This is a genomic window from Nitrosomonas sp. (assembly GCF_040256045.1).
Classification (GTDB): domain Bacteria; phylum Pseudomonadota; class Gammaproteobacteria; order Burkholderiales; family Nitrosomonadaceae; genus Nitrosomonas.
In genome coordinates this window covers 1-22,312 of sequence record NZ_JBDZWD010000041.1, presented here as the reverse complement: position 1 = coordinate 22,312, position 22,312 = coordinate 1, and the positions used below count along the sequence as shown (strand labels likewise).

Genomic DNA, 22,312 nt, shown 5'->3' with positions numbered 1-22,312 from the left:
TGATCTGCAGATTGGTATCGAGTTCATTGAGCTTGTGTAGCGTGCCACGGATTTGCTTGAAATGTCCATCTGCCGTGCGATTTCAGTAAATGTCAAAGATGGCGCAGGCAGGATATTTCGAGTATTGAAAGCCCGCGCGCCTTCCTGTTTACCGTTGCACTCAATCTGATCCGGGATCAGGCACGGCGTCAGGCGCATGTGCAAACCTATGCCAGCACCATGCAATACCTGTTTCAGGATAAACCTGCGGATAATAATCCTGCACAGCGTTGTGACGAACGCAGACAGATAGAATACCTGCAGCAGGCTCTGGATCAGTTACCGGAAAATGTATGCCATGCTTTTCTTCTTTTTCGTCTCGATGGTTTGATAGATCTCCTGAAGTATTTCGGCTGCTTCATCTTTGCTCAGCTTGCGACACAGATAATCCAGCAGATCACTGCGCAATTGAAGAAACAGTTCATCACCGGAATAAGTAATCGTCATGAACAGAGGGTATATCTGGCTAATAACTGCGCTCATCATACTGTCTTTCTCCGCCCTGAAGAATGTGGCAAATTGTCGCACCCAGGTAATCCTGACGGTTACGAATACTTAATCAACAAACCTTCATTTGTGGCAAGGAGAAATTTATAGGTAAATTTTACAAGCATTCAATTGCTGGCTGCTTTGCGTATTTTTATTGAATATGACGCACACGGCTGGAACCAGAAACAGTGTCACAAAGAATGTGAAGAGCATGCCAAATGCGATGGTAACAGCCATCGGCATAATTTTTTCCGCATCGTATCCCTGTGAGCTAAGCTGGGGCAACAAACCGGCAAGGGTCGTAACATTCATTAACAAGATGGCACGGAAACGTAATTTTCCCGCAACGATCGCTGCTTTTATCACCGGCATTTTCTGTTGCAGGTTTTTATTGATCTGTGCAATCAGAACCAGACTGTCATTGATGACGATTCCGCTCACAGCAAATAATGCAAAATACGATTCCAGTGAAAGTGGAATCTGAAACAACAGATGACCGACTACTGCTCCGATGAAACCAAAAGGAATGGTCAGCATGATGATCAATGGCTGGGTATAGGAACGCAACGGTATTGCAAGCAGCGCATACATACCGAACAATGCCAGGATTCCGTAAAGCCATAGATCTGACATCACCTCTTCCTGTTTCTGCCGGGATTCACCTGGTTTTATATCCAATCCGGGAAATTGCGCTTTCAGTTGTGGAATGACATGAACACGCATATCGGCCAGGATAGATTCGACATCGGCCTGATCCTGGTAGACTTCTGCGCCAATCAGTTGAATACGCTCCCGATCGGTGCGCTGAATACTGGCGAACCCTGGCTGATATTTCGCCCGGGCAATTGTATCGAATGGCACACTGCTCCCGTCAGGCAATCTGATCGGCATATTCTGCAGTTGCTCCAGTGTTTGCCTGTCTTCACGCGGGAAACGCAGCATGACACGGATTTCATCATGCTCGTGATAATATCGTTGCACCTCGAGTCCAAAAAAACCATGTCGTACCTGTTCACTCAGGTCACGCATCGTCAGGCCATGAAAGGCAGCAGCAGGTTTGAGCTCAAGATGCAGCTCGGGCTTGCCAGGCTGCATCGAGCTGGTGACACTGTGCACCCCGGCATAGGCAGCCAGCTTATGCTTCAGTATCACTCCGGCTGCATTTTGCACCACGGTATCCGGTGCTGTCAGTACCCATTCGATTGCCTTGGGTGCCCCTTCTGTCGATACACCGAGATCACGCGGCCAGAAACTCTGGATAGTCAACGTCGTACCCGCCGGCAACGGGCCAAAACGTTCCTGCCACTGCTGTTTGATATCGTCCACCTGGTTGCGAATATGGTCATCGATAGCCAGTTCAAGGTTAACCACCGCCACATTATCATTACTGAACATAAGCACATGACGAACACTGTCACCATTCTCAGCAAAATCATCACGATAATATTTCTGATTCAGTTGAGCCCGGATTTCATTGGCAATACGCTCCAGCCGCAAGGCTTGCCGGTCAATTTCTTCAAATGCGGTACCAGCTGGAAATTTGAGCATGCCCACCAGATAGTAATCATCCACCGGTCTGTCCAGCACACTGGTAATACGTCCTGATATGACCAGCGCAGCAATCAGCAGCAATGCAATCGTAAAGCCGGCAATCACGATGTAACGCCACTGCAGTGCAACACGCAAAATGCAAACATAAAATCCAGTCAACCAGCGTAATCCGCTATCCACCTGCTCCTTGAGCGTTGCTATTGCGCATACCACAAAACCAGGCATGATCCCAGCAATAGCTGGATCCTTTATACTTTGTCCAGCCAGATGAGCAGGCAGGATCAACAGTGTTTCCGTCATAGAAAACAGCAAAGCCAGGATCGCCACCGCAGAGATGTTATACAGCAGATGCCCGGTCAACCCTGGCAGCAGCAAGCCTGGCGTAAACGCAATCATGGTAGTCAGTACCATGGGCACAACCAGCGGCGCCATTGCACGCACCCCACCAATGGCACCGAATATCCCGGACTGCCCCTGTTGTTGAAGCCTATGGATATGCTCACCGACGATAATGGCATCATCCACCACCACGCTCAGAATCAAAATCAGCGCAGTAATGGTGTAGACATTCAGGGAAATACCTAAAATCGGTATCCACCAGAAAGCACCGAAAACCGAAATCAGAATTCCTGCACTGACCCATAACGCCAAGCGAATATCCAGAACCAGTGCCAGCACGATAAATATCAGGATGAAGCCGGAAATAGCGTTGCCTCTCAGCATCGACATGTTCTCATCGTAATACTTAGAAAAGTCATCCCAGGTAATGACCTCAACGCTGGAGGGTAATTCTAAACGATAGGCGGCAATCACCTGATTGACGGCCTTCACAGTCGTACCCAATTGATTCCTCGGCCAGATCACCATTTCTACTGCCGGCAGACCATCCGATTTGATCAGTATATTCTGCTCACGCACGATCTCAGTGATCCGCGCTATATCGCCCAGTTTCAGTTGCATGCCCTGCTGGTCCGATCGCAGGCGGATAGTAGCAAAATCCTCCACGGTCATGGCCTGTGCCTGGCTTCTGATCAATAACCTGCCATCGCTATTCTTCAATTCTCCCGCTGAGATATTGCCGGAAGCAGCGCGGATCGTTTCAGCAATTTCGTCGAAGCTGAGGCCGTAGCGCCGTAAATCCTCTCTGGTGATCTCAATCGATACTTCATACGGTATTTCCGGAAAAAGCAGGATTTGGCCAATATCCGGATGAGTACTCAACCGGATGTGCAGTCGATCACGGTAATGCTGTAACGTGCGCAGATCAGCCATGCCCCGTACAGTAACAACAATCGCCGGTGGACCTGTTTTCAATTCACGAATCACCGGTTTATCCGCATCTCGGGGAAATACCGTTACAGCTTCCAAACGGGCCTGGACTTCCGCTTGCAACCGAGTCGCATCGACAGCCGGATCAAATTCCACTAATACACGACAAAGCGACTGCTGCGCCTCAGCGTGCAGATGCCTGACTCCCTGCAAATCATGGACCGCATGCTCGATCGGGATACAGATCGCCTGCTCGACTTCACCTGGCCCTGCCCCGTCATAAACGGTAGTGATCTGGAGCTGGTGGCGTGGCTCCGGCGGATAGACATAACGGTCTGCAGTAATCAACCCTACGATTCCACCAACGATGATTAGGATCATCAGCAAATTGGCGGCAACCGGATTTCTGATAAACCAGATGATCAGTTTCATGGATGACTGTCGCCACTAGCCTGGCCGTTCGTGTTCGGCAGTTCAGATTTGACCTGCAATCCTTCCATCGGCTGCAGCAGACCAGATACCAACACTCGTTCCCCAGCATTGAGCCCGGACTGAATGATGACCTGCTCACGTTCACGTTTCAACAGCTTAACAGTACGCAAATGCAATTGATCCTGCCGATCAACAACGGCTATTTGATCATCCTTGAACATGACACTGGTCGGCAGAACCATCAATCGGTCGATCAGGCGTCCCTGAATCAGAGCCTCGACAAATAAACCGACTGGTAATACTGTAGTGTTGGTCAGTCTGGACAAGCGAATCTCATCAGATTGAAGTGAAGCGGGTATACGCAGAAATGGATCTGATATGCGCGCAACCAGCATCAGCATGCCGGTATTTCGGTCGATTACGCCTTCGCTGCGTACGATCCTTCCCTGCCAGAATCGTTTTTCTCCTTGGTATTCTGCCGCCAGTACTACCAGTGACCCCTGTCTGGAATTTTCTTCATGTGCAACTGACGCATCAGGTACGTCGATGAAAGCCAGATCCTGGGTGCTGACCGGCAACCGGACTTCTGCATAGTCGCTGCTGTAGATTATCCCCAGTACATTCCCTTGCGTGACGTATTGTCCGATACCGGTGTTTTTGCTGCGCACGCGTCCGTCAAATGGGGCACGAATCCGGGTACGTTGTCTGAGCTGTTCAGCATGCCTGACTGCAGCTTCTGCCGCAGCCAGTTTCGCACGCATTTCCTGCAGTTGTGGAATACGCTGACTGAGTGGGCTGGGATCTCCCTGGCCCAGATGTTTCCATTCATCATGGGCCTGAGCTGCTTCTGCTTCTTCACGCATCAGTAAATGATGTGCTTCCCTGACCTGTGCCTGTGTCTGCGCCACACGCAGGTCATAATCTGCCGGATCGATGGTTACCAGCACATCCCCTTTGTGAAAAAATCCACCACTGACGAAGGCCGGTGAAATATCGATGATCCGGCCGGAAACTTCCGTCACCAGATCGATTTCGGTATGAGCACTGACTTGCCCTTGTGATCGGACATGCAAACGTTTTGATTGCATTTCAACTTGGGCAACCTGAACAATAGGCGGTGTCAGTGTTTCTTCCTGTTTGCCATTCTCAGGCGGGAATTGAATGAGCAGCCAGGCTGCCAGTCCACCTATAAGGAAAACCAGGGTGGCAATCCAGATTTGACGACGTAAGCTCACAATTTTGTTTTTATTCTTTTAATGGGAAACAGCACCGCAGATGATTAAACAGATATTCGAATGAAACTGCAGGAACAAAAATAAAGAGATCGCTGAAAAATGTTGACAACCCTTTTCTACTATGACGTTTCAGCCAGCAAAAACTGGACACGCCGTAACGATAAAAGCAGTAACTCAATGATAGATAATGTATCTTTTATCATATTCAGAACTATTTCCGTGGTACTCAAATACTGCCTCCGAGAGCAAGGTAGAGATTGATACGGTTATTCAGTAATTGACGTCTGACAGCCAGATGAGCACTTTGCGCACTGAGCGTACTGCGATAGCTGTCCAACAATGTCAGAATCTGAATGAAACCCTGGCGATAGGAATACAGTGCCAGTTCCTGACTGGCTTCGGTCTGCTGAACGGCCTCACTTAATTCTTTCTCCTGCGCACGTAACCATTCTTCCGCCGCCAATGCCTGCTCGACTTCACGAAAGGCATTCAGCGCCACCCCCTGATACTGGTTGAAGGCTTCTTCCACATAGGCTTCATTCAATTGAATATTTCCACGAATACGTCCACCGGTGAACACTGGCTGTACCGCTCCGGTAAACAGATTCCAGACAACCGATCGCGGATCGATCAGATCGGTCAACGCACTGTCGCGCGTCCCTCCTGCTGCTGTCAGGGTAATGCGTGGTAATAACAGCTTGCTGGCACTTTCCAGGCGTGCATCAGCTGCGCGCAATCGTGCAAATGAGGCAATCAGATCAGGACGTCTGGTCAGTAATTCGGAAGGCAGGCCGGCAGGGAGCTGTGGCGGGGGAACAGGCAGCATCTGCTGAACCGTTGAACCGGATAAAGCGGTTACTGTATTGTCGATTTGAGGTAATGAACCGTCAGGATAATCTCCCAGCAGAATTTCCAGTTGCCGGGTAACCAGCTGCACCTGATTCCTGGTGTAGGCAAGCTTTGACCGGGCTTGAGCCAGATCGGTCAACACCAGGCGCACATCGAGTACACGCACCAGACCCCGTTCGAAACGTCCCTGTACCAGACTGGCAATCGTACTGCGATCCGCAACAGATTGTTCTGCCACACGAGCCTGAAGCTGCGCTTCCAGTAATGCAAAATAGTTCTGCACGACACGTGCGGTGAGTGATAACCGGGCTGCCTGAAAATCAGCGCTGGTTGCCTCCACTTCCTGACGGGCTGCCTCCCTGAATGAACGGATGCGTCCCCAGATATCCGCTTCCCAGCTCAGATTGAACAAAGCTTCGAATACACTATATTGCGCCGAACCAAAACCGGCACTGCGCACCTGTGCATACTGATATCCCGGTGCAAATGAGAGCTGGGGCCAGAGTGCAGCGCCATCGATGCGTGCCTGTGCAATGGCGGCATTGATACGTGCTGCGGCTGTCTTCAAATCGAAATTGCTGGTCAGTGCCTGTTCAACCAGTGAATACAGTACCGGATCATTGAACGATTCCACCCATTGCTGTCCGGAAAGCGGAGCAGTATTTGCAGAAGCACTCCACACAGCGGGAACGGAAACATCGAGCCTGCTTTCCTGCCGTTCCGGTGCCGTATTACAGCCGCTGATCAGAATCATCAAACCCGGCACGACAGCCCATTTGAAACGGATCAATATTCCTCTCCGAGATTGGCTACGAATGACGATGTACCGATGGCCCCAGGTAACGCGAATCGTACTGATGATTTTTTGGGCTGAGGCGCGCTGCCCGTTTCTTCATCCGGATAATGATGCCGGTCACTGACAGCATGACGATAGCCAGGCCGAGCACACAGACAAAAATACGGTACGGCAATCCGAATACATTGGCTATGTGCAGTGCAGCGAGCCAGGTGGTTACAGTATTACCGCTATACTGGCCGCTCGGCAGCAGCGCCAGTTTGAGCTCACCCGAATTGGCATCGAAAAATACACTTGTCCTGCTTCGTTTGTCCTGAATGTCTTTCGAGCTGCGCACGGTATAGGCGTAAGTACCGTTCATGCGATTCAATCCCAGTGCAACCACCTGCTCGATGGTGAAATGATGTTTATCCGCCTGCTCAGCCATCAGTTCTTCACCAATGGATTGCGTCTGCCGCCGGCCTATCTCAGCTTCTGCCAGAGGGATATTCCGTTTTGGAAGTTCTGTCCATGGTGCCTTGTATTCCATCACTGCACGAGTAGTCCAGGTATAGACCGTATCCCCCAAGTTCATATAAACACTGAACCAGGCAAAAGTAAGCAGAATCAGCCACAGCCATAGACCGCTGGCGCGATGCAAGTCGAAATTGAGTTTGTAACTGCTCGATTGCCAGCGGATTTTCCAGGCAGGCCCCCAGCTGTTCTGATCAGGAGAAGATTTTGGGGGTTGTCTGCGTCGCTGCGGCAAGGTCAGATAAAACCCGACAAAACAATCGATCGTCCAGATCAGAGCACAAATGCCCAATACCCATAACCCGAACCTGTCTAACGCCAGTTCGTAGTGCAACTTGTACACAAAAGGCATGAAGTTAATCATCCCTTCGGAAATCACTCCAAACCGGCGCCGTCCCAGTTCTTCACCGGTATAAGGGTCGAGAATCAGTTGGTTGAACCCGAGTGCGCTTGCTTGACCAGCCTCATCCGGGGGTGCGCTCATGCCAACCTGTGTGGCACCATGAGCCGCTTCAAGCGTGACGAAATCAACTCGGCCATGCGGAATTTGCTGCTGCGCAAGCTCAGCCAATGCAGCAACATCCAGTCTGTTGTCCTGGATTTGTTCGGGGTAAAACGCCAGCAAGCTACCCGTCGCCCCCACAATGATCAAAAAACCAGCCATGAACAGCCCTGCCCAGCGATGCAGCCACACCCAGAAGGAGCGTTTTAATATCATCTTAATAAATTATCTATTTGGAAACAGGATCAGCATTAAAAACGCCACTACAACTTTTAAAACCTTTCTATCTATGACATTTAAGCCTGCCAAAACCGAACACGGCATCGCAAAAAATTTATGAAATGCTGCTATTGCAATAAAAAATATGTTTCTACTACATATGGCATGCGAACTGAAAAATCAGGTAGCCCTCATCTAAATGGTGTTTCCGGTGAGTTATTTGTGGGGTTAAGCAATAAAGGGAAGACGACACCCACCGTTACGGCGCTAGCCGAAGCAAAAAGGGTGGATTCTGCTCACCCTGACAGCCCCATTCGCCTTACATTTCATCCACAAAATACTTAGGCAATAGTTATCCCCTCAAATCAATTAGTCGTCAATGCGACAAATTGTCGCATTGACGACTGGATAACTACTGCGCTTAGGATGCAAGCCTTCGATACCGTGTAGCTCATAGTGATCCCAGCCAAATGCGAACCTTTTCCTCTGGCACCGCCCCAGTGTTTGCCAGTAGCTTGGCGCCACCCTCCCCAGCGAGATAGCTCTTTACCACTCGCAATTTGAATTCCGTGTCGTACTTTGTCATCGAATCCCCTTGAAATTCATCCAATTTCTGGGGATCAGTTCAAATCCGAGGCGGTTCAGATTCACGCTTTATAATCATCTTTAGGGGTTTTATACAAATGGATTACTCGTGCTGGCATGAACAGCATAAGAACGGGGAAGGTTTTTTATCTTGGTTTCCAAGATACGTCCATCTTTCAGCTTTACACATCGATCGGCCACATGGAAGTAATGTTCGTCATGAGTAATCACTACTATTGTTTTCCCGCAAGCTTTGAGGTCAGGAAGAATGATGGTATAGAAGAGTTCTTTGAAAATGGGATCTTGGTCGGCTGCCCACTCATCAAATACATAAAAAGGCCTGTCTTCCAAATAAGCGGTCAATAATGCCAGCCGTTTGCGCTGCCCCTGAGACAGTTCTACGGTGGAAAAAACACCATCTTCGATTGCGACTTTGCGGTCAAGCTGAAGCGCTGCCAAGTAACTTTGCGCTTTTTTATCCAGATTTTCCTGAGCTAAACCTAATAAGCTTTCAAAAAGATAAAAATCTGAAAACACCGCGGAGAACTGTTGGCGATAGACATCTCTATTTGTGTCATCTATTACTTCGCCATTGAGTACGATTTGTCCTCCTTCCGGACTGTAAAGTCCTACCAGGAGCAATCCAAGGGTGGATTTTCCACTGCCATTACCCCCCGTAAAGAAAACCAATTCTCCCGGCTGAAGCGTAATACTCAGGGGACCTAAGGTAAAGTTATCGTTTTGTCCTTCCCGGCAATAACGATGAGTAACCTTTATCAATTCGAGTGTTGCCGGAATTCTTTGTGACGGAGACGGATCAGGTGTATTCAAACGTTCCGTTTGATCCACAAGTTCTTTCTTCAAATGATTGATCTTGCCTAAAGCAATGCTCGCTCGGCCTAACGCGGGTAGGCCATTAATTACACCCGTCAGCGGCGCCATCATATAAAGAACAGTCAATGTATATCCAGTTATAACTTCTTGGGCTATGCCCTCCCATCCGGTTGCCGCAAAAAGAATGACTCCTATAACAAAATATAAAACTGCACTGCCCCAAATGGATGCGAGTATGAACACGGTCATGGCTGAAATGTTACCTTGCCGACATGCCTCCGCCGTGGGATATAAAAGATCTAAAAGAAAAGCATCTCGTCGACGGGAATGCAGTTTAATCTCCTTGATGCCCATTATTAATGCTCTAAAATGTGCATATAGTGCGTCATCTTGTTCCCGAGCGGCCCGCAGAGGAGCTATCGCCTTTCTGGTACTTAACCAATAGACCACTACCCCTAATACAAGGGTACTTATCATTAGGGTGAATAAACTCCAGGACAACCACGCAAGATAAATAAGACAACCAAGCACCCAAGCAAAATTGATACATAGGTGGGGCACCAATTGAAAAGCATTGACCATCACGGGAATATCTTCCGTGAGGTTTGCCAACACTCGTGGCGCCCCTAGCTTTTGCAATAAGCGTAGCGGTGCACCGATAATTCGTCGGCTAAGATCCATACGCAGATCCCGGACTGATGTCTGGCCTACACGCATCACTATAATCGTCGAGATGATATGAGTGAGCACGACAGCGAGCCCGAGCCCTCCGTATATGAGAGGACTGGAACCTAGGCCAGAGGCGGATGAATACAAGGCTGAATTGATCAAGCCTATGAGAAGTGCATTTCCTAATCCGCTGAGTATGCCTATCGTAACAGCCAGGAGGATATTGGTTCGTGAGCGTGAGAAAAGATGAGCAACTATATCCATCGGGCAATCTGAAAGAATATTTCGCTGACAGGCGGATAGGAACAGCAGCGACGATTCATCATGCGGGATTTAATACAATCGCTCGCAAAGACCACAATTCTCCAATTTCTTTTATCACCTCATCCTGGCGCTCATAAGGAATTTCACACTCGGATAAAAGTTGACTTATAGAATGCTTCCCATCTGCTTGCGATAAAAGTCGGTGAACTTCAAGTGAGATAGACGTAGTCAATCTTTCATCATAATTTCTCCGCAACTCCCAGGACCAGGACGTTTCAGAAGAAGACATGAATGTCCTGGATTGCATCAAAATACAATATGCTGGCAACGAGAGGAGGAGATGCAAAAACCGTTTCTGTTCAAAGGGCTTCTTTTTTATCAAATAATTACCAATAATCAGGTAATGAAGGTCCGTTGTCAGAAAACAGACAATAGCGTCATTCACCGAGTTAACAATGGGTTCCGCATTGTTATTGAAGGAAGTATTTAAGAGTACCGGCATCCCCGTCCTTCTACGGAAAGCGTCGATAAGATTCCAGAAACGTTCGTTAGTTTTTTTCGATACTGTTTGTATCCGTGCAGTCCCGTCTACATGAGTAGTAGCACCGAGAAGCTTCCTTTTGTCTTCCCGCACTTTTAATACAAACGTCATGAAAGGAAACTGTTTGCTTTTACTGGGAATCTCGAAGTAATCCTCCGCGTATTCCTCTAGCACTGCAGGGGCAAATGGCCGGAACGCCTCTCTTTTTTTTACCATTTGATTGATGATGCTCATGTTCTCAGCCGGTCTCGGGTCAGCCAGGATACTTCTGTTACCTAACGCTCGAGGTCCAAATTCCGCACGACCTTGTACCCATCCGATAATATAGTGTTCCGCAAGAAGCTGCGCAGTTCGTTCCGCAATATCCGCCTCATATTCGAATTCGATAAAATCCTTCCATATATCCAATCCTTCCCTAATTTCTTTATTGGAACCCACCTCTGTTCCAAGATAGACATGTTCCAGTGAAGGGGATGGTATATAGTCGGCTCCTTGTCTCTCTTGCCGGCTGTGATAGGCTAGTAACGCTCCGCCCAGAGAGAGACCTCCATCGTGTGACGCTGGCTGCACAAAAACAGCGTCGAATAACGCCGAATATAGAATTTTTCCATTTAAAGTACAGTTGTGTGAAACTCCACCCGCCAGGCATAACTGCCGGTGCCCTGTCTCCTTCTGAAGGTATCTCAATAGATGAAAAGCCATATCCTCCAGCGCCTCCTGGAGAGCGGCAGCGATATCTTTATGAACTTGCGTGATAGGTTCTCCGCGCCGGCGCCGGGGTGACGCTTCACAGAGCAGGTTGATAAGGTTGCCCAGGATGTTATAGCGACCTTCCGGCAACAGCTCATAAGATTGACGAAACAGGTTCCTATATCGATCGGGATCTCCATATGGCGCCAGCCCCATAATCTTGTATTCGTCAAACAAGTCATACCCGAGATATCTGGTCCCAGCCAAATAGTACTCACCGAGGGATTCCGGTATGGGAAACTCTCTGATCGTGCTCCATACACCCTTGTTTACACTGCACGCAATTCCGGAAAAATTGTCACCAAATCCATCGAGCACCAAAACAAGAGCATTCTCGAACCCAGAGCAATAATAAGCGCTAGCTGCATGTGCTAAATGGTGAGGTACGAAATCAAATTTCTCATCATCTACGCGAAATCCAATACAATCACTAAACGTTTCGTGCATCAATTCACGAATTCCCTTTACTTTCTCATTTGCCTTAGGAAAGAGAATCCATCTCAGGGAAGCATCAGCGGTGGACTCTATGCAAGGAATGACAATCTTGTCGATCTGGTTTGCACTTATATTATTTTCAGTCATGCACGCACTTACAGCCCGTGCCGCCACCTTATTGGAATGTTTAATTCTGTCCATACGTTCCTCTTCAAAGGCGGCGAGGAGCACACCATCTCGAATTACAACAGCAGACGCATCATGACAAATGCTACCTAACGCACTACGCGAATGAATTGGATCCAAACCGCCCTGAAACCCCAGAATTATCATGTTCTCGATCCTTCTTAATGTCAAAAAACTGGTAAAGATGAGTCGTAGTTAAGATAGTGATCGCTTTTGCAATAGCGCTTCGATCATTTTCAAACTTAACTGTGCGTTTTCCGCTTCCTGAAATTTTGATTGCATAAGTTGCACGCGCCTGACATAACCCGAATCAAGGTTGATTGTATCGACCAAAGCTCGCACTTGTTCCTTGGTTACCTTTAAGAAATCTCCTTTCACTCCCAGACCGTGGTATATAACTCTGGCGGCATTTCCGGGATGATCGTAGCCTAGGGGAAATACGACCATAGGCACACCGAAGTATATGCACTCCTTTATTGTGTTCGTACCTCCGTGGGTGATCATCATTCTCGACCGCTTAAGCATCTGCAGTTGTGGGGCCCGATGTACGATAATTGCATTCGAGGGAATATTCGTGAAATCCTGAGGATAGATAAAATCACCCACCGCCAAGATCCATTGAAAACCGGGGCATGAACACGCCGCATCAATAACCGCTTGATAAAATGCACGATAGTGTTCAGTAGGAAGCCAAGCCAATGTTCCAAGGGCGCAATACACGAGGGGACGGGTCTCATCCAGAGCATCCCAGGCAAAAGAAACTTCATTTCGCTCAATATCAATTGAAGCTTCCGTGTAATAACGACCAGGCTTGTCCGAATGCGGAAAATCGAACTCTTTCGGACATAAAACTACTTCCGGTAACTTAAGGATGTAAGGTGGCAATCCCTCTTTATCCACCAGCGCCCATGGATATCCAGATTTCTTGGCTAGTTTCTTAATCATCCCGTTGAAATCGACAGACGCCAGGAATCGGGAATATAGGGTCGAATATGTTCTGAGAACGCTGTTTTTATGCCATGCAAGTTGTATACATAACCGTGAATATATGGATTCAGAAGGAATTATGCCGGTCCAGATCGGGGGAATCTCGCTATGCTTCGAACGACCCAGCATGTCGCGCAAATAAGCAGCATTTATGCCTAATGCGTAGCTTTGCAAGGCGAGCACGACCATCAGCGGATCCGCATGTATATGCAAAATCAAGTCAGGTCTAAGGGTCTCTATGACTCTTGGGAATTCGGTATCTTCGTTTAAAATGGCCTCCAGAAATGCCTGTTCTCTTGATACTCCAGCTCGCAGTACGTCATTCTCCGAAGAGGCGGTTACTGGAAGAAGTGCCTGTTTGGCGCCAAACCCTTTAGGGAACCATTTTTCGTATATTTTTTTAAACTCCACTCCATTCTTGAGCACATACTCTTCGCTGTCGGCCAATCCCACGTAGCTCACTTGGTGACCATTAGCCTTGAGCATTTTGGCCAGCTTAAGGCTGGAGTTAAGTGAGCCCATTGAAGGAGCCAGGACAAAAACAATATTTGCCACGTCAATTCTGTTAAGTTAATAACTGATTGCGTCCGAGGAACGATAGGTAAATGCCAAATAAATCGCGGTCGGCAATAGGACACCAAATTTCGCTATTTAGAAGTGCATCCTCCGTTTGGGCACTGTTATAACGTTTTCGCATATCCTGCGAATCTGTTTCGCTCCTCACATCACGCTGGAACAGGGGAAGAAGTGGATATAAAGGGTGCGTTTCGGAATATTCAGCCGCGATCCTGACACTTTCAATCCATTGAAGATAAGGTTCCTGTTGTACCGAATAACCAAAATCGTTGATCCAATCGACCAGAGCTGTGGCACTAACTGGATACTTGTTACTAAGGTGAAACGTTTTACCTATCATTTGCGGCTGTCTGGAGAGGCATAAGATCGCCTTGCTTACATAATCGACGGGAACAATATCGAAATTCGTCTTTACAGCGGGTGCTTTGCCTATATCGATACAGCCCCGAATTAGGCGACAGAGGAAATCATCGGTATTCCAAATGCCAGTACAGCTATGCCCCGTTACAGTTGCAGGCCTATAAACACTCACAGGCACACCGCGATCAGCCGCAATCCTTATAAGTTTTTCCGCGACCCATTTACTTTGGTTATAACCATTTCCCATATTCGCATCCGCATCCGGAAAATCCTCTTCAGTGAACTCCTGCTTTTGGGATGGCAATTCATTACCAAACACGGACAAAGTAGAAATATAGTGAACCGGCTTGACTCTCTGCGTGCAGGCTAACCTCAGTACTTCCTGGGTCCCCAATACATTGACTGCTTTTAGTGTCTGATATGGTTGAAGGAAGTTAACTAATGCCCCATTGTGATAGATCACATCCACCTTCCTAGCGAGAGCATTGAATTCGTGGAAGGAAAGGCCAAATTGAGGTTCGGATAAATTTCCGCAAACGGGGAATACTTTATGCATCAGCTCCGGGTTACATATTCCATAACCTATCAATGCATCTTGTAATCGCGTGAAACCTTCCTGATAGGATCCTGCGCGTACAAGGCAATACACGGATGCCGATGTTTGCTTCAACAACTCATGAAGTAGATAAGCACCCAGAAACCCTGTTGCTCCTGTCAAGAATATTACCGAGGGATCATGCTGAAACTGGGCTACAGAGGTGGATATGGTAGCTGGCTGAATAACGGGATCAAGGCTTGCTTCGGCTTCCAAGTCTATGTCACTTGGAATTCTTTCCGGTAGTGTCCTGCCTTCCAGGAAGGCCGATAACCTGGCAATAGTTGGCTGCTGAAAAAAAAAGGCTACTGATGGGCAGAGCTTAAGTTCAAGTTTTATCTTTTGGAGCATTCGGATGGCCAGCAGGGAATGTCCGCCGAGTTCGAAGAAGTTATCTTGGATACCCACACGTTCCAGCCCAAGCACTTCTGCCCAGATGTTTACCACGATCTCTTCCGTAGCCGTACGCGGCGCTACATACCGGGAACCCACCTGCAGGTTCATATCGGGAACAGGTAGTGCCTTGCGATCCACCTTTCCATTCGGAGTAAGCGGCAAACCATCTAGGTACACGAAAGCAGAGGGAACCATGTACTCCGGCAGCTGCTCCTTGAGATAGGCCCGCAGTCCATCAATCCCTTCAGCTGACCGGTCGCAGCACTTATCTCTTGCCACATATGCCACCAGACGTCTCTCGCCAGGTGTGTCCTCGCGCGCAACCACTACCACTTCTCTGATGTGCGGATGCTTTCCCAGAACAGCTTCTATCTCTCCTGGCTCTATCCGGAAACCTCGAATCTTTACCTGATGATCAGTCCGCCCCAGGTATTCAATATTCCCATCCTGCCGATACCGCGCCAGATCTCCAGTCCGGTATAAACGGCCTCCAGGCTCCCTGAAAGGATCGGGAATGAAACGTTCAGCCGTCAGCTCGGATCGATTCAGGTACCCTCGCGCAAGACCAATTCCCCCAATGTATAATTCCCCCGATACCCCTACCGGTACCGGATTCAAGTGAACATCCAGCAGGTAAATCCGTGTATTGGCAATCGGGCGCCCAATCGGAACCCGTTCTCCTCCATCGGCCTCCCATCGGTAAACGCTGCTCCAAACCGTTGCTTCGGTCGGACCGTATTCGTTGAATAGCTTTACTTGCGGGAATCGGTCGTTCTGTAAATTCAGCAGATCTTTTTTGCAGGATTCCCCCGCTACTATTGCAAGTTCGAGGCTCTTTCCCTCCTCGGGCGTCATTTCCTGCAATAGGGCTTCATATAACGAAGGAACGGCAAGCAGATGGGAAACCCGATGTGAGAAGATCAGATGTGAAAGTGCTCGGGTATCAAAGGTGGCTCCCTGAGGCAATAATACCAGGCGTCCTCCCTGGCAAAGGGTCCCGAAAATCCCTGCCATTGAACTATCGAATGCAATAGAGGATAGAAGCAGAAATCCGGTTATCGGGGCCTGATAATATTGCAGCCTTGCCGAGGTGGAATGAACAATGTTCTCATGCGTTACCCCAACTCCTTTGGATTGTCCTGTGGAGCCGGATGTGTAAATTACGTAAGCAAGATTTCCCGAGGAAGTAATAGTCTCAAGATCATCAGATTTCTCCTCAGTAAGCTCCCCCCATTGCAAATCCAGAAAAAACTGTTTTACCCCTGACACTAATTCTTTTAATGAGCCCTGGGTTAATACAATCCGGGGCTTGGCATGTTGTAATGCATGGGCAATGCGTTCCTTCGGATATTGGGGATCGATCGGCAAATAGGCCCCTCCCGCCTTCAGTATCCCAAGAAGGCCAACTACCATCTCCACCGAACGCTCCACGCAGATCCCTACAATTACTTCCGGTCCCGCACCCTTCGAACGTAAATAACGCGCAAGCTGATTGGCCTTCCCATTGAGCTGCCCGTATGTCAGCTCCTCTCCTCCAAATACTACCGCCACCACTTCCGGACTCCGCCTTGCCTGCTCTTCAAACAGTTCGTGAAGACATTTTCCCCGCGGATACCCCGCTTCCGTCTCATTCCACCCAACCAGCAGTTGCCGACGCTCCAGTTCAGGCAAAAACTGCAGCTCGCTCAAACATTGCCAGGGCTGTCCAACAATGTTCCTCAGCAGCTCAACATAATGAATCCCCATCCGAGCTATGCTGGATTCATCAAATAAATCCGTGTTGTAGTTGAATAAAGCTGTAAGCTTTCCTTGCCCTTCAGTTATCTCAAGGTTCAGATCAAACTTCGCAGAGTTGCTCTCAATATCAACCGGGATAGCTTGCAGCCCTTCTATCTCAAGCAATAATTCAGGTGTGCTCTGTAATGAAAGCATCACTTGAAAGAGCGGATTGCAGCCCATATCCCGCACCGGTGCCAGTTCTTCCACCAGCTTCTCAAACGGTAGCTCCTGGTTTGCCTGTGCCCTCAGACAGGCTTCCATTACTTTTCTGAGCAGTGTCGTGAATGCAGGATTACCCGAAAGATCAGTCCGCATTACCAGCGTGTTGACGAAAAATCCAATCAAGCCTTCGATCTCTAACCGGTTGCGGTTGGCGACCGGGGTGCCGATACAGAGGTCTTTCTGCCCGCTGTAGCAGGAGAGCAGTACGTTGAACGCCGCCAGCAGAGTCATGAACAGTGTTACATCCTGCTGCCGGCTCAGTACTCTTAATTGTCCAGTGAGGTCTTGCGGTACTGTGAAACGATAGATTGCTCCCCGATAGCTTTGTACCGCGGGACGAGGATGGTCCGTAGGCAACTCCAGCACAGAGGGTGCGCCTGCCAGCTGACGCTTCCAGTAATCAAGCTGCTGCTCCAGTCTCTCGCCCTGCAAATATTGACGCTGCCACACGGCATAATCAGCGTACTGAATCGGCAGCTTGGGCAACAAAGAGGCCTTGCCTGCGTTAAATGCCTGGTAGAGGGTCATGAACTCTCGGACTAGAATCCCGGTGGACCAGCCATCCGAAACAATATGGTGCAACGTAAAGGCTAAAATATGCTCCGCGTTGCCAGAAGGTCCGCAATTCCCTAAAAAGAGAAGCCCGGCGCGCACGAGCGGTCCCGCAGTCAGGTCGAAAGGTTGCTGCCCGATACGCTCCAGATGAAGCCTGGCTTCCGTTTCCCGCATTGATTCCGGTAAACCGCTCAAATCCACCACGGGCAGATCAAGCTCCAATACTGGCGCAATTACTTGTACCGCCTGACCCTCTCTTACGGTAAAGGTGGTACGTAGGACTTCGTGACGACGCACAATCTCGTCAAGACTCTTCTTCAATACCTCCGTATCCAGTTCCCCGATCAGCCGGACCCCTCCCCACATGTTATAAGACGAGTTCCCAGGCTCCAGCTGATCCAGAAACCATAACCGCTCCTGCGAATAAGATAGTGGCGGAAAGTCCTTATGGGGTGCAGGTAACAAAGGAGGTACATTCAGACTCCGAATCTCTCGGAAATACTCTATAAGTTCTGTTTTGCGCGCCTGCAAAGCCATCTTAAGTTGAGGTGTTAAAGCATGAGGGGGTGCTTTGCCTCGCAAATTCCCGTCATGCAAATACAGATGAATATCTTTTTGTCTTAATTCAAATAGAAGCTCCGATAAAATCATCTGGAAGTACCTCGGGCTTGTTTATTTATAATTAGGCTAGACTGGCGTTTGTTTGCTGTTGTCTTTGCTCGACGCTTTTGTAACCAGCGAATGACCCCGGTGATATAAATGACTGGACAAGCCAGGCCGCAAAGAAAGATGACAATACGACCCGGCCAGTCGAATGCCTGGCCCGAATGCAATGGCCATTGCCAGTCAAGGAACGTCTCTCCAGCACTGTGGCGCCGATCGGGGGCTCGTACATCCAGTATCTCACCGCTATACTGATCAATCGCGATTTGTCGCTCCGACCAGTACGAGCTCAACTTCGGCACGTTTCTCTGGGTTACAACATATACCCCTGTCGCATTGCCTGGTAGATAAATGCCATTGAGCTCTCCTTCCGGGTAGTGTTCGGTCGCGATGGCCAATACATGCTCAACCCCGATTGATGGTGCGCCTGGGGCCGGTACTGATATGAGGGTGTATTGTGGTTGCCGGGTTGCAGGTGAGAACTGTTGTGTGACCCATACAAATGCTTCATTAAGATTCATGGATACCCCTGACAACAGCACTGCACCTAGTATAGGAAAAAAATAAATGGATAATGTCTTGTGCAGATCGAGGTTAAAACGCACCGGACCGGCACCACGCTTGATGGTCAGCGCCTTGCTCCACTGCCCTCTTGTTGGCCACCAGACGATAAGGCCAGAGATCAATGAAACCAGAAGCAGGAGTGCACAAATAGCGACTAGTGTTTCTCCATTCACTCCGAACAGTAGGCTGAAGTGGAGCTTGAAGATTGCATCCATCAGATAGTTCGGGACCCATTCGTCCGCATCATAGCTGCGTACCCCGGTGACTTGTGCACGATAGGGATCAACATAGATACGCTGCCAATCTCCGGATGTCTGGCTGGCATATATGGCATATACCGCTGTGCTGTTGCGTGCACCGTAAACGGTTGTGATTTTGCTATCCGGGGCAGCCGCCTGCTTGGCTGCACGAACAATCTCATCTACTGGCTGATAGGCCACCGTGCTTTGAGTTGGATTCTCTTGCCTAGGCACAGTGACGGTCAGCAGCTCAGGATTCAGCCACTCGTCGATCTCGATCCAGAACACCAGTATGCTGCCGGTAAGGCCTAAGATGACCAGCAGTGCACCTACAAACAGCCCGAGATACAAGTGCACATCCCGCCACAACTCGCGCGCTGATATAGGGCGGGAGGTTGCACGACGACTCATCTTAGAATCTTTGGTGTCTGTTACCATACTCAGTATTCAATTCGCAGCGAACCCAATACAGTGCGTGGCGCTCCAGGCGTAATAAAACTTACACCGTTGCCATTGAAGTATTTTTCACCGGTAACATTATTCACGTTAAGCTGAGCACTTACCCGAGTTGCCCCTACCTTGAGCCGATAGCTGGCCATCAAATTTCCAATGACATATTTTGGCAACTGGTAAGTGTTTGCCGGGTTACCCTCCCGTTCTCCGATACCAAGCACTCCTGCACCGATCCTGAAGCCGCGCAATTCACTGCTTTGGAAGTCATAGGTTGCCCAGAAACTACCAAAATGCTTTGCTGCCAGGAACAGCCGATTACCCTGATTGCCTGTATCCCCCGGCAATCCGCTGAAACCGACATCACGGGTAACTTTGGCAAAGGGCATGTAGGTATACGTGGCAATGACATTCAAACCTTTCATAATTTCACCGGCAATATCGAATTCGATTCCACGGGTTTCCGCTTCCCCGATTGCCCGGGAGCGCGTGGGGTTAGCCGGATCAGGTACTCCGATACCTTGTTTGGTAAGGTTGAAATAGGATAAGGTGGAGCGTAATCGACCTTCCCAGAATTCGGTTTTTAGCCCTGTTTCCCACTGCTGAGCAGTTTGTGGTGATAGCTTCTGACCATCTATATTGAACAGCGTATTGGATGCCCCGAAATTCTCGGTATAACTGCCGTAGAGGGACAACCATGGCATGGGTTGCCACAATAACCCGCCACGAGGAGAGAATCGATCATCTGCTGAGGTCGTAAGTCCCAACACGGTATCTCGCGAGACAGCATTATCGTAACGGAACCCTGCGAGGATATGAAAGTTGTAAGGCAGTTTGATCTGATCTTGAAAATAGGCGCCATGCCATGACTGCTTATAACCTACACGGAAATTATCAGTCGGGTCGAGAACCGGAGCAGCCATCATATAGGATGGATTTAAAATGTTGAACGCTGGAGCAGCAGCGCAGCAATTCCCATTGATTCTATCTTCGAAGAAAAAATAATCGTAGCCGAACAGCAGGGTATGCTGGAGCATCCCTGTCGTCACGTTCCCGATCAGGTTAATCGAACTTTGGTACCGATTAGAAACCGTACTGGGCGCATTGTTAAAGAAACGATCTATAGAACCATCGGGAGCCGCCGAATTGTAAAAAAGTCCTTTGACAGCGAAATCAAAGAGTTCAGCCGATAGACGGTGATTGATGCTCCAGTTATCGTTGAACTCGTGCGACCAGTTGATTCCATAAAATTGTCGGTCTCCCTTGTTCTTGTTGTTAAGGGGTTCATGCAGAGCGAGATTGCGTGGGACCGGAGCAGGTCGACTGCCAAGAGAAGGAATTCCAGAGTCAGGTTTCTCATTAAAATTTTGATATTCCAGTTCTGCCGTAATCTGTGTTCGAGGACTTATATTCCACCTCAAGGTTGGGGCAAAAAAGATACTTTCCCTATCGATGAAATCACGGAACGATCCCGCATTTTCATAAGACAGATTCATACGATAAAGCAGGGTATCGTCCTTGGTAACCGGTCCCGTCGCATCTACTGCGGTACGGTAGAAATCGAAGGTACCGATCTGTTGCTGTAATGAATAGTATGGTGTGGCAAGAGGCTGTTTGGTTACGGTATTGATAATGCCTCCAGGATCAGCACGACCAAACAGAATAGATCCGGGACCCTTGAGAATTTCCACCTGCTCGATATTCGCCATCTCCCGTCTTGTCGTTCCTCCCCCCAAGGCATCAGGCATAAACACGCCATTGCGATATATGCTTTGGCTGGCGAATCCACGTATGAGGAATCCATCAGAGAGACCTCCATTGGTGGGTACCTGGATCACGCCACTTACATTCTGTGCAGCAGTATCCAATCGAATTGCCTGTTGATCACGCAATATCTGTTGTGGCACCGTCTGCACTGAGAAAAGGGTTTCCATGATCGGAGTATCGGTACGGGTAGCGGTTAGAGTATTGGATCGAATGTATCGGGTGTTGTAAGGCGAATCCGTACTCAAACGCTCAGTCACAACCACTACTGGTAAACGTGTCACCTTATTTTCAATGTTTTCAAGAGACTTACCTGCTTCTGATGCGAGTATGATGTTATAGCGATTAGGGCCAGTTTTAACTGCTATAAATCCGCTACCGCCAAGCAACTGGGAAAGTACCTCGCTCGCCTCATAACTTCCTTTAAGTACGGGGGCTTGATATTTGGATAGAAGTTCTGGATCATAAGCAATCTCCAGATTCAAGTATTTTGCAGCCTTATCCAATGCTGCCGGTAGTGATCCAGCAGATATGTTAAGCGTGGTGGACGCGCTAAAGACGGTCGTCGTGACAATCATTAAGGCAATTCCGAAAATAACCCGGCTATTTAATATCTGTAAAATGGTATATAGGGATGAATTAGTCTTGGTATTTAAGGGTTGTTGTGTGAGTGTGACTAAAATCCACTCCATGTAATTTTTCATGAATTTCTCTTGTTGTTTTTATCGTTTTAACTCAGGTGTTTTCAAAAGCTAATACAAGGAATCACAACATATTCCCGTCATAGAGTTATGACACTCAGTGGCGTTGTTCTCTTTCTAAAAATCTAAACCCCATATAAGTGCTTGTCAATGCGACAAATTGTCGCAACTGAGGAAGATTGCTGAGAAATCAACTCAATTTCTGAAAGATCTGCTACTCAAATCCATAAGGGAATTTAAAGTAACCGGAGTTCGGGATAAGCCCTCAGGGTTGAGCCAAGCTATTGACTCTGGTCAGATTCA

General features: G+C 48.6%; 12 protein-coding genes. All 12 read right to left on the bottom strand.

Features of this window, described 5'->3' with window-relative positions; all coding sequences use genetic code 11:
* On the bottom strand, positions 1-198 hold a 198-nt coding region (locus ABUL11_RS08375; protein WP_350283408.1), incomplete at its 3' end, for a hypothetical protein.
* A 120-nt stretch (positions 199-318) separates the two neighbouring features.
* Positions 319-522 carry a hypothetical protein gene (locus ABUL11_RS08370; RefSeq protein ID WP_350283407.1) on the bottom strand — a complete coding sequence of 68 codons (204 nt, stop codon included), beginning with the start codon at positions 520-522 and terminating at the stop codon, positions 319-321.
* A gap of 108 nt (positions 523-630) precedes the next feature.
* Entirely contained in the window at positions 631-3,780 is a 3,150-nt protein-coding gene (locus ABUL11_RS08365; protein WP_350283406.1) for an efflux RND transporter permease subunit, read from the bottom strand.
* On the bottom strand, positions 3,777-5,015 hold the full coding sequence (locus tag ABUL11_RS08360; RefSeq protein ID WP_350283405.1) for an efflux RND transporter periplasmic adaptor subunit: 1,239 nt from the start codon (positions 5,013-5,015) through the stop codon (positions 3,777-3,779). Before ABUL11_RS08360 ends, ABUL11_RS08365 begins: the two co-directional genes overlap by 4 nt.
* Before the next feature lie 226 nt (positions 5,016-5,241).
* Positions 5,242-6,654, bottom strand: coding sequence for an efflux transporter outer membrane subunit (locus tag ABUL11_RS08355; RefSeq protein ID WP_350283404.1), 1,413 nt, complete (start codon positions 6,652-6,654; stop codon positions 5,242-5,244).
* Positions 6,655-6,673: 19 nt separating this feature from the next.
* Positions 6,674-7,891, bottom strand: a complete 1,218-nt coding sequence (locus ABUL11_RS08350) for a PepSY-associated TM helix domain-containing protein (protein ID WP_350283403.1) — start codon at positions 7,889-7,891, stop codon at positions 6,674-6,676.
* 678 nt (positions 7,892-8,569) lie between these two features.
* On the bottom strand, positions 8,570-10,246 hold the full coding sequence (locus ABUL11_RS08345; protein ID WP_350283402.1) for a cyclic peptide export ABC transporter: 1,677 nt from the start codon (positions 10,244-10,246) through the stop codon (positions 8,570-8,572).
* Between the two features lie 58 nt (positions 10,247-10,304).
* Positions 10,305-12,305, bottom strand: coding sequence for a carbamoyltransferase family protein (locus ABUL11_RS08340; protein ID WP_350283401.1), 2,001 nt, complete (start codon positions 12,303-12,305; stop codon positions 10,305-10,307).
* A 48-nt stretch (positions 12,306-12,353) separates the two neighbouring features.
* Entirely contained in the window at positions 12,354-13,700 is a 1,347-nt protein-coding gene (locus ABUL11_RS08335) for a nucleotide disphospho-sugar-binding domain-containing protein (protein WP_350283400.1), read from the bottom strand.
* Positions 13,701-13,710: 10 nt separating this feature from the next.
* A complete protein-coding gene (locus ABUL11_RS08330) occupies positions 13,711-18,279 on the bottom strand; it encodes a non-ribosomal peptide synthetase (RefSeq protein WP_350283399.1) in 4,569 nt (1,522 codons plus the stop codon).
* Positions 18,276-19,505 (bottom strand): PepSY-associated TM helix domain-containing protein, encoded by a 1,230-nt coding sequence (locus ABUL11_RS08325; RefSeq protein ID WP_350283398.1) that lies wholly within the window; start codon positions 19,503-19,505, stop codon positions 18,276-18,278. The genes ABUL11_RS08330 and ABUL11_RS08325 overlap by 4 nt, the downstream gene beginning before the upstream one ends.
* A 29-nt stretch (positions 19,506-19,534) precedes the next feature.
* Positions 19,535-21,886, bottom strand: a complete 2,352-nt coding sequence (locus ABUL11_RS08320) for a TonB-dependent siderophore receptor (RefSeq protein ID WP_350283397.1) — start codon at positions 21,884-21,886, stop codon at positions 19,535-19,537.
* Positions 21,887-22,312: the final 426 nt, after the last annotated feature.

Excerpts from the sequence above, each read along its gene's own strand:
- ABUL11_RS08370 (WP_350283407.1), bottom strand. The coding sequence starts at position 522 with ATGAGCGCAGTTATTAGCCAGATATACCCTCTGTTCATGACGATTACT.
- ABUL11_RS08365 (WP_350283406.1), bottom strand. The coding sequence starts at position 3,780 with ATGAAACTGATCATCTGGTTTATCAGAAATCCGGTTGCCGCCAATTTG.
- ABUL11_RS08350 (WP_350283403.1), bottom strand. The coding sequence starts at position 7,891 with ATGATATTAAAACGCTCCTTCTGGGTGTGGCTGCATCGCTGGGCAGGG.
- ABUL11_RS08345 (WP_350283402.1), bottom strand. The coding sequence starts at position 10,246 with ATGGATATAGTTGCTCATCTTTTCTCACGCTCACGAACCAATATCCTC.
- ABUL11_RS08340 (WP_350283401.1), bottom strand. The coding sequence starts at position 12,305 with ATGATAATTCTGGGGTTTCAGGGCGGTTTGGATCCAATTCATTCGCGT.
- ABUL11_RS08330 (WP_350283399.1), bottom strand. The coding sequence starts at position 18,279 with ATGATTTTATCGGAGCTTCTATTTGAATTAAGACAAAAAGATATTCAT.
- ABUL11_RS08325 (WP_350283398.1), bottom strand. The coding sequence starts at position 19,505 with ATGAGTCGTCGTGCAACCTCCCGCCCTATATCAGCGCGCGAGTTGTGG.
- ABUL11_RS08320 (WP_350283397.1), bottom strand. The coding sequence starts at position 21,886 with ATGATTGTCACGACGACCGTCTTTAGCGCGTCCACCACGCTTAACATA.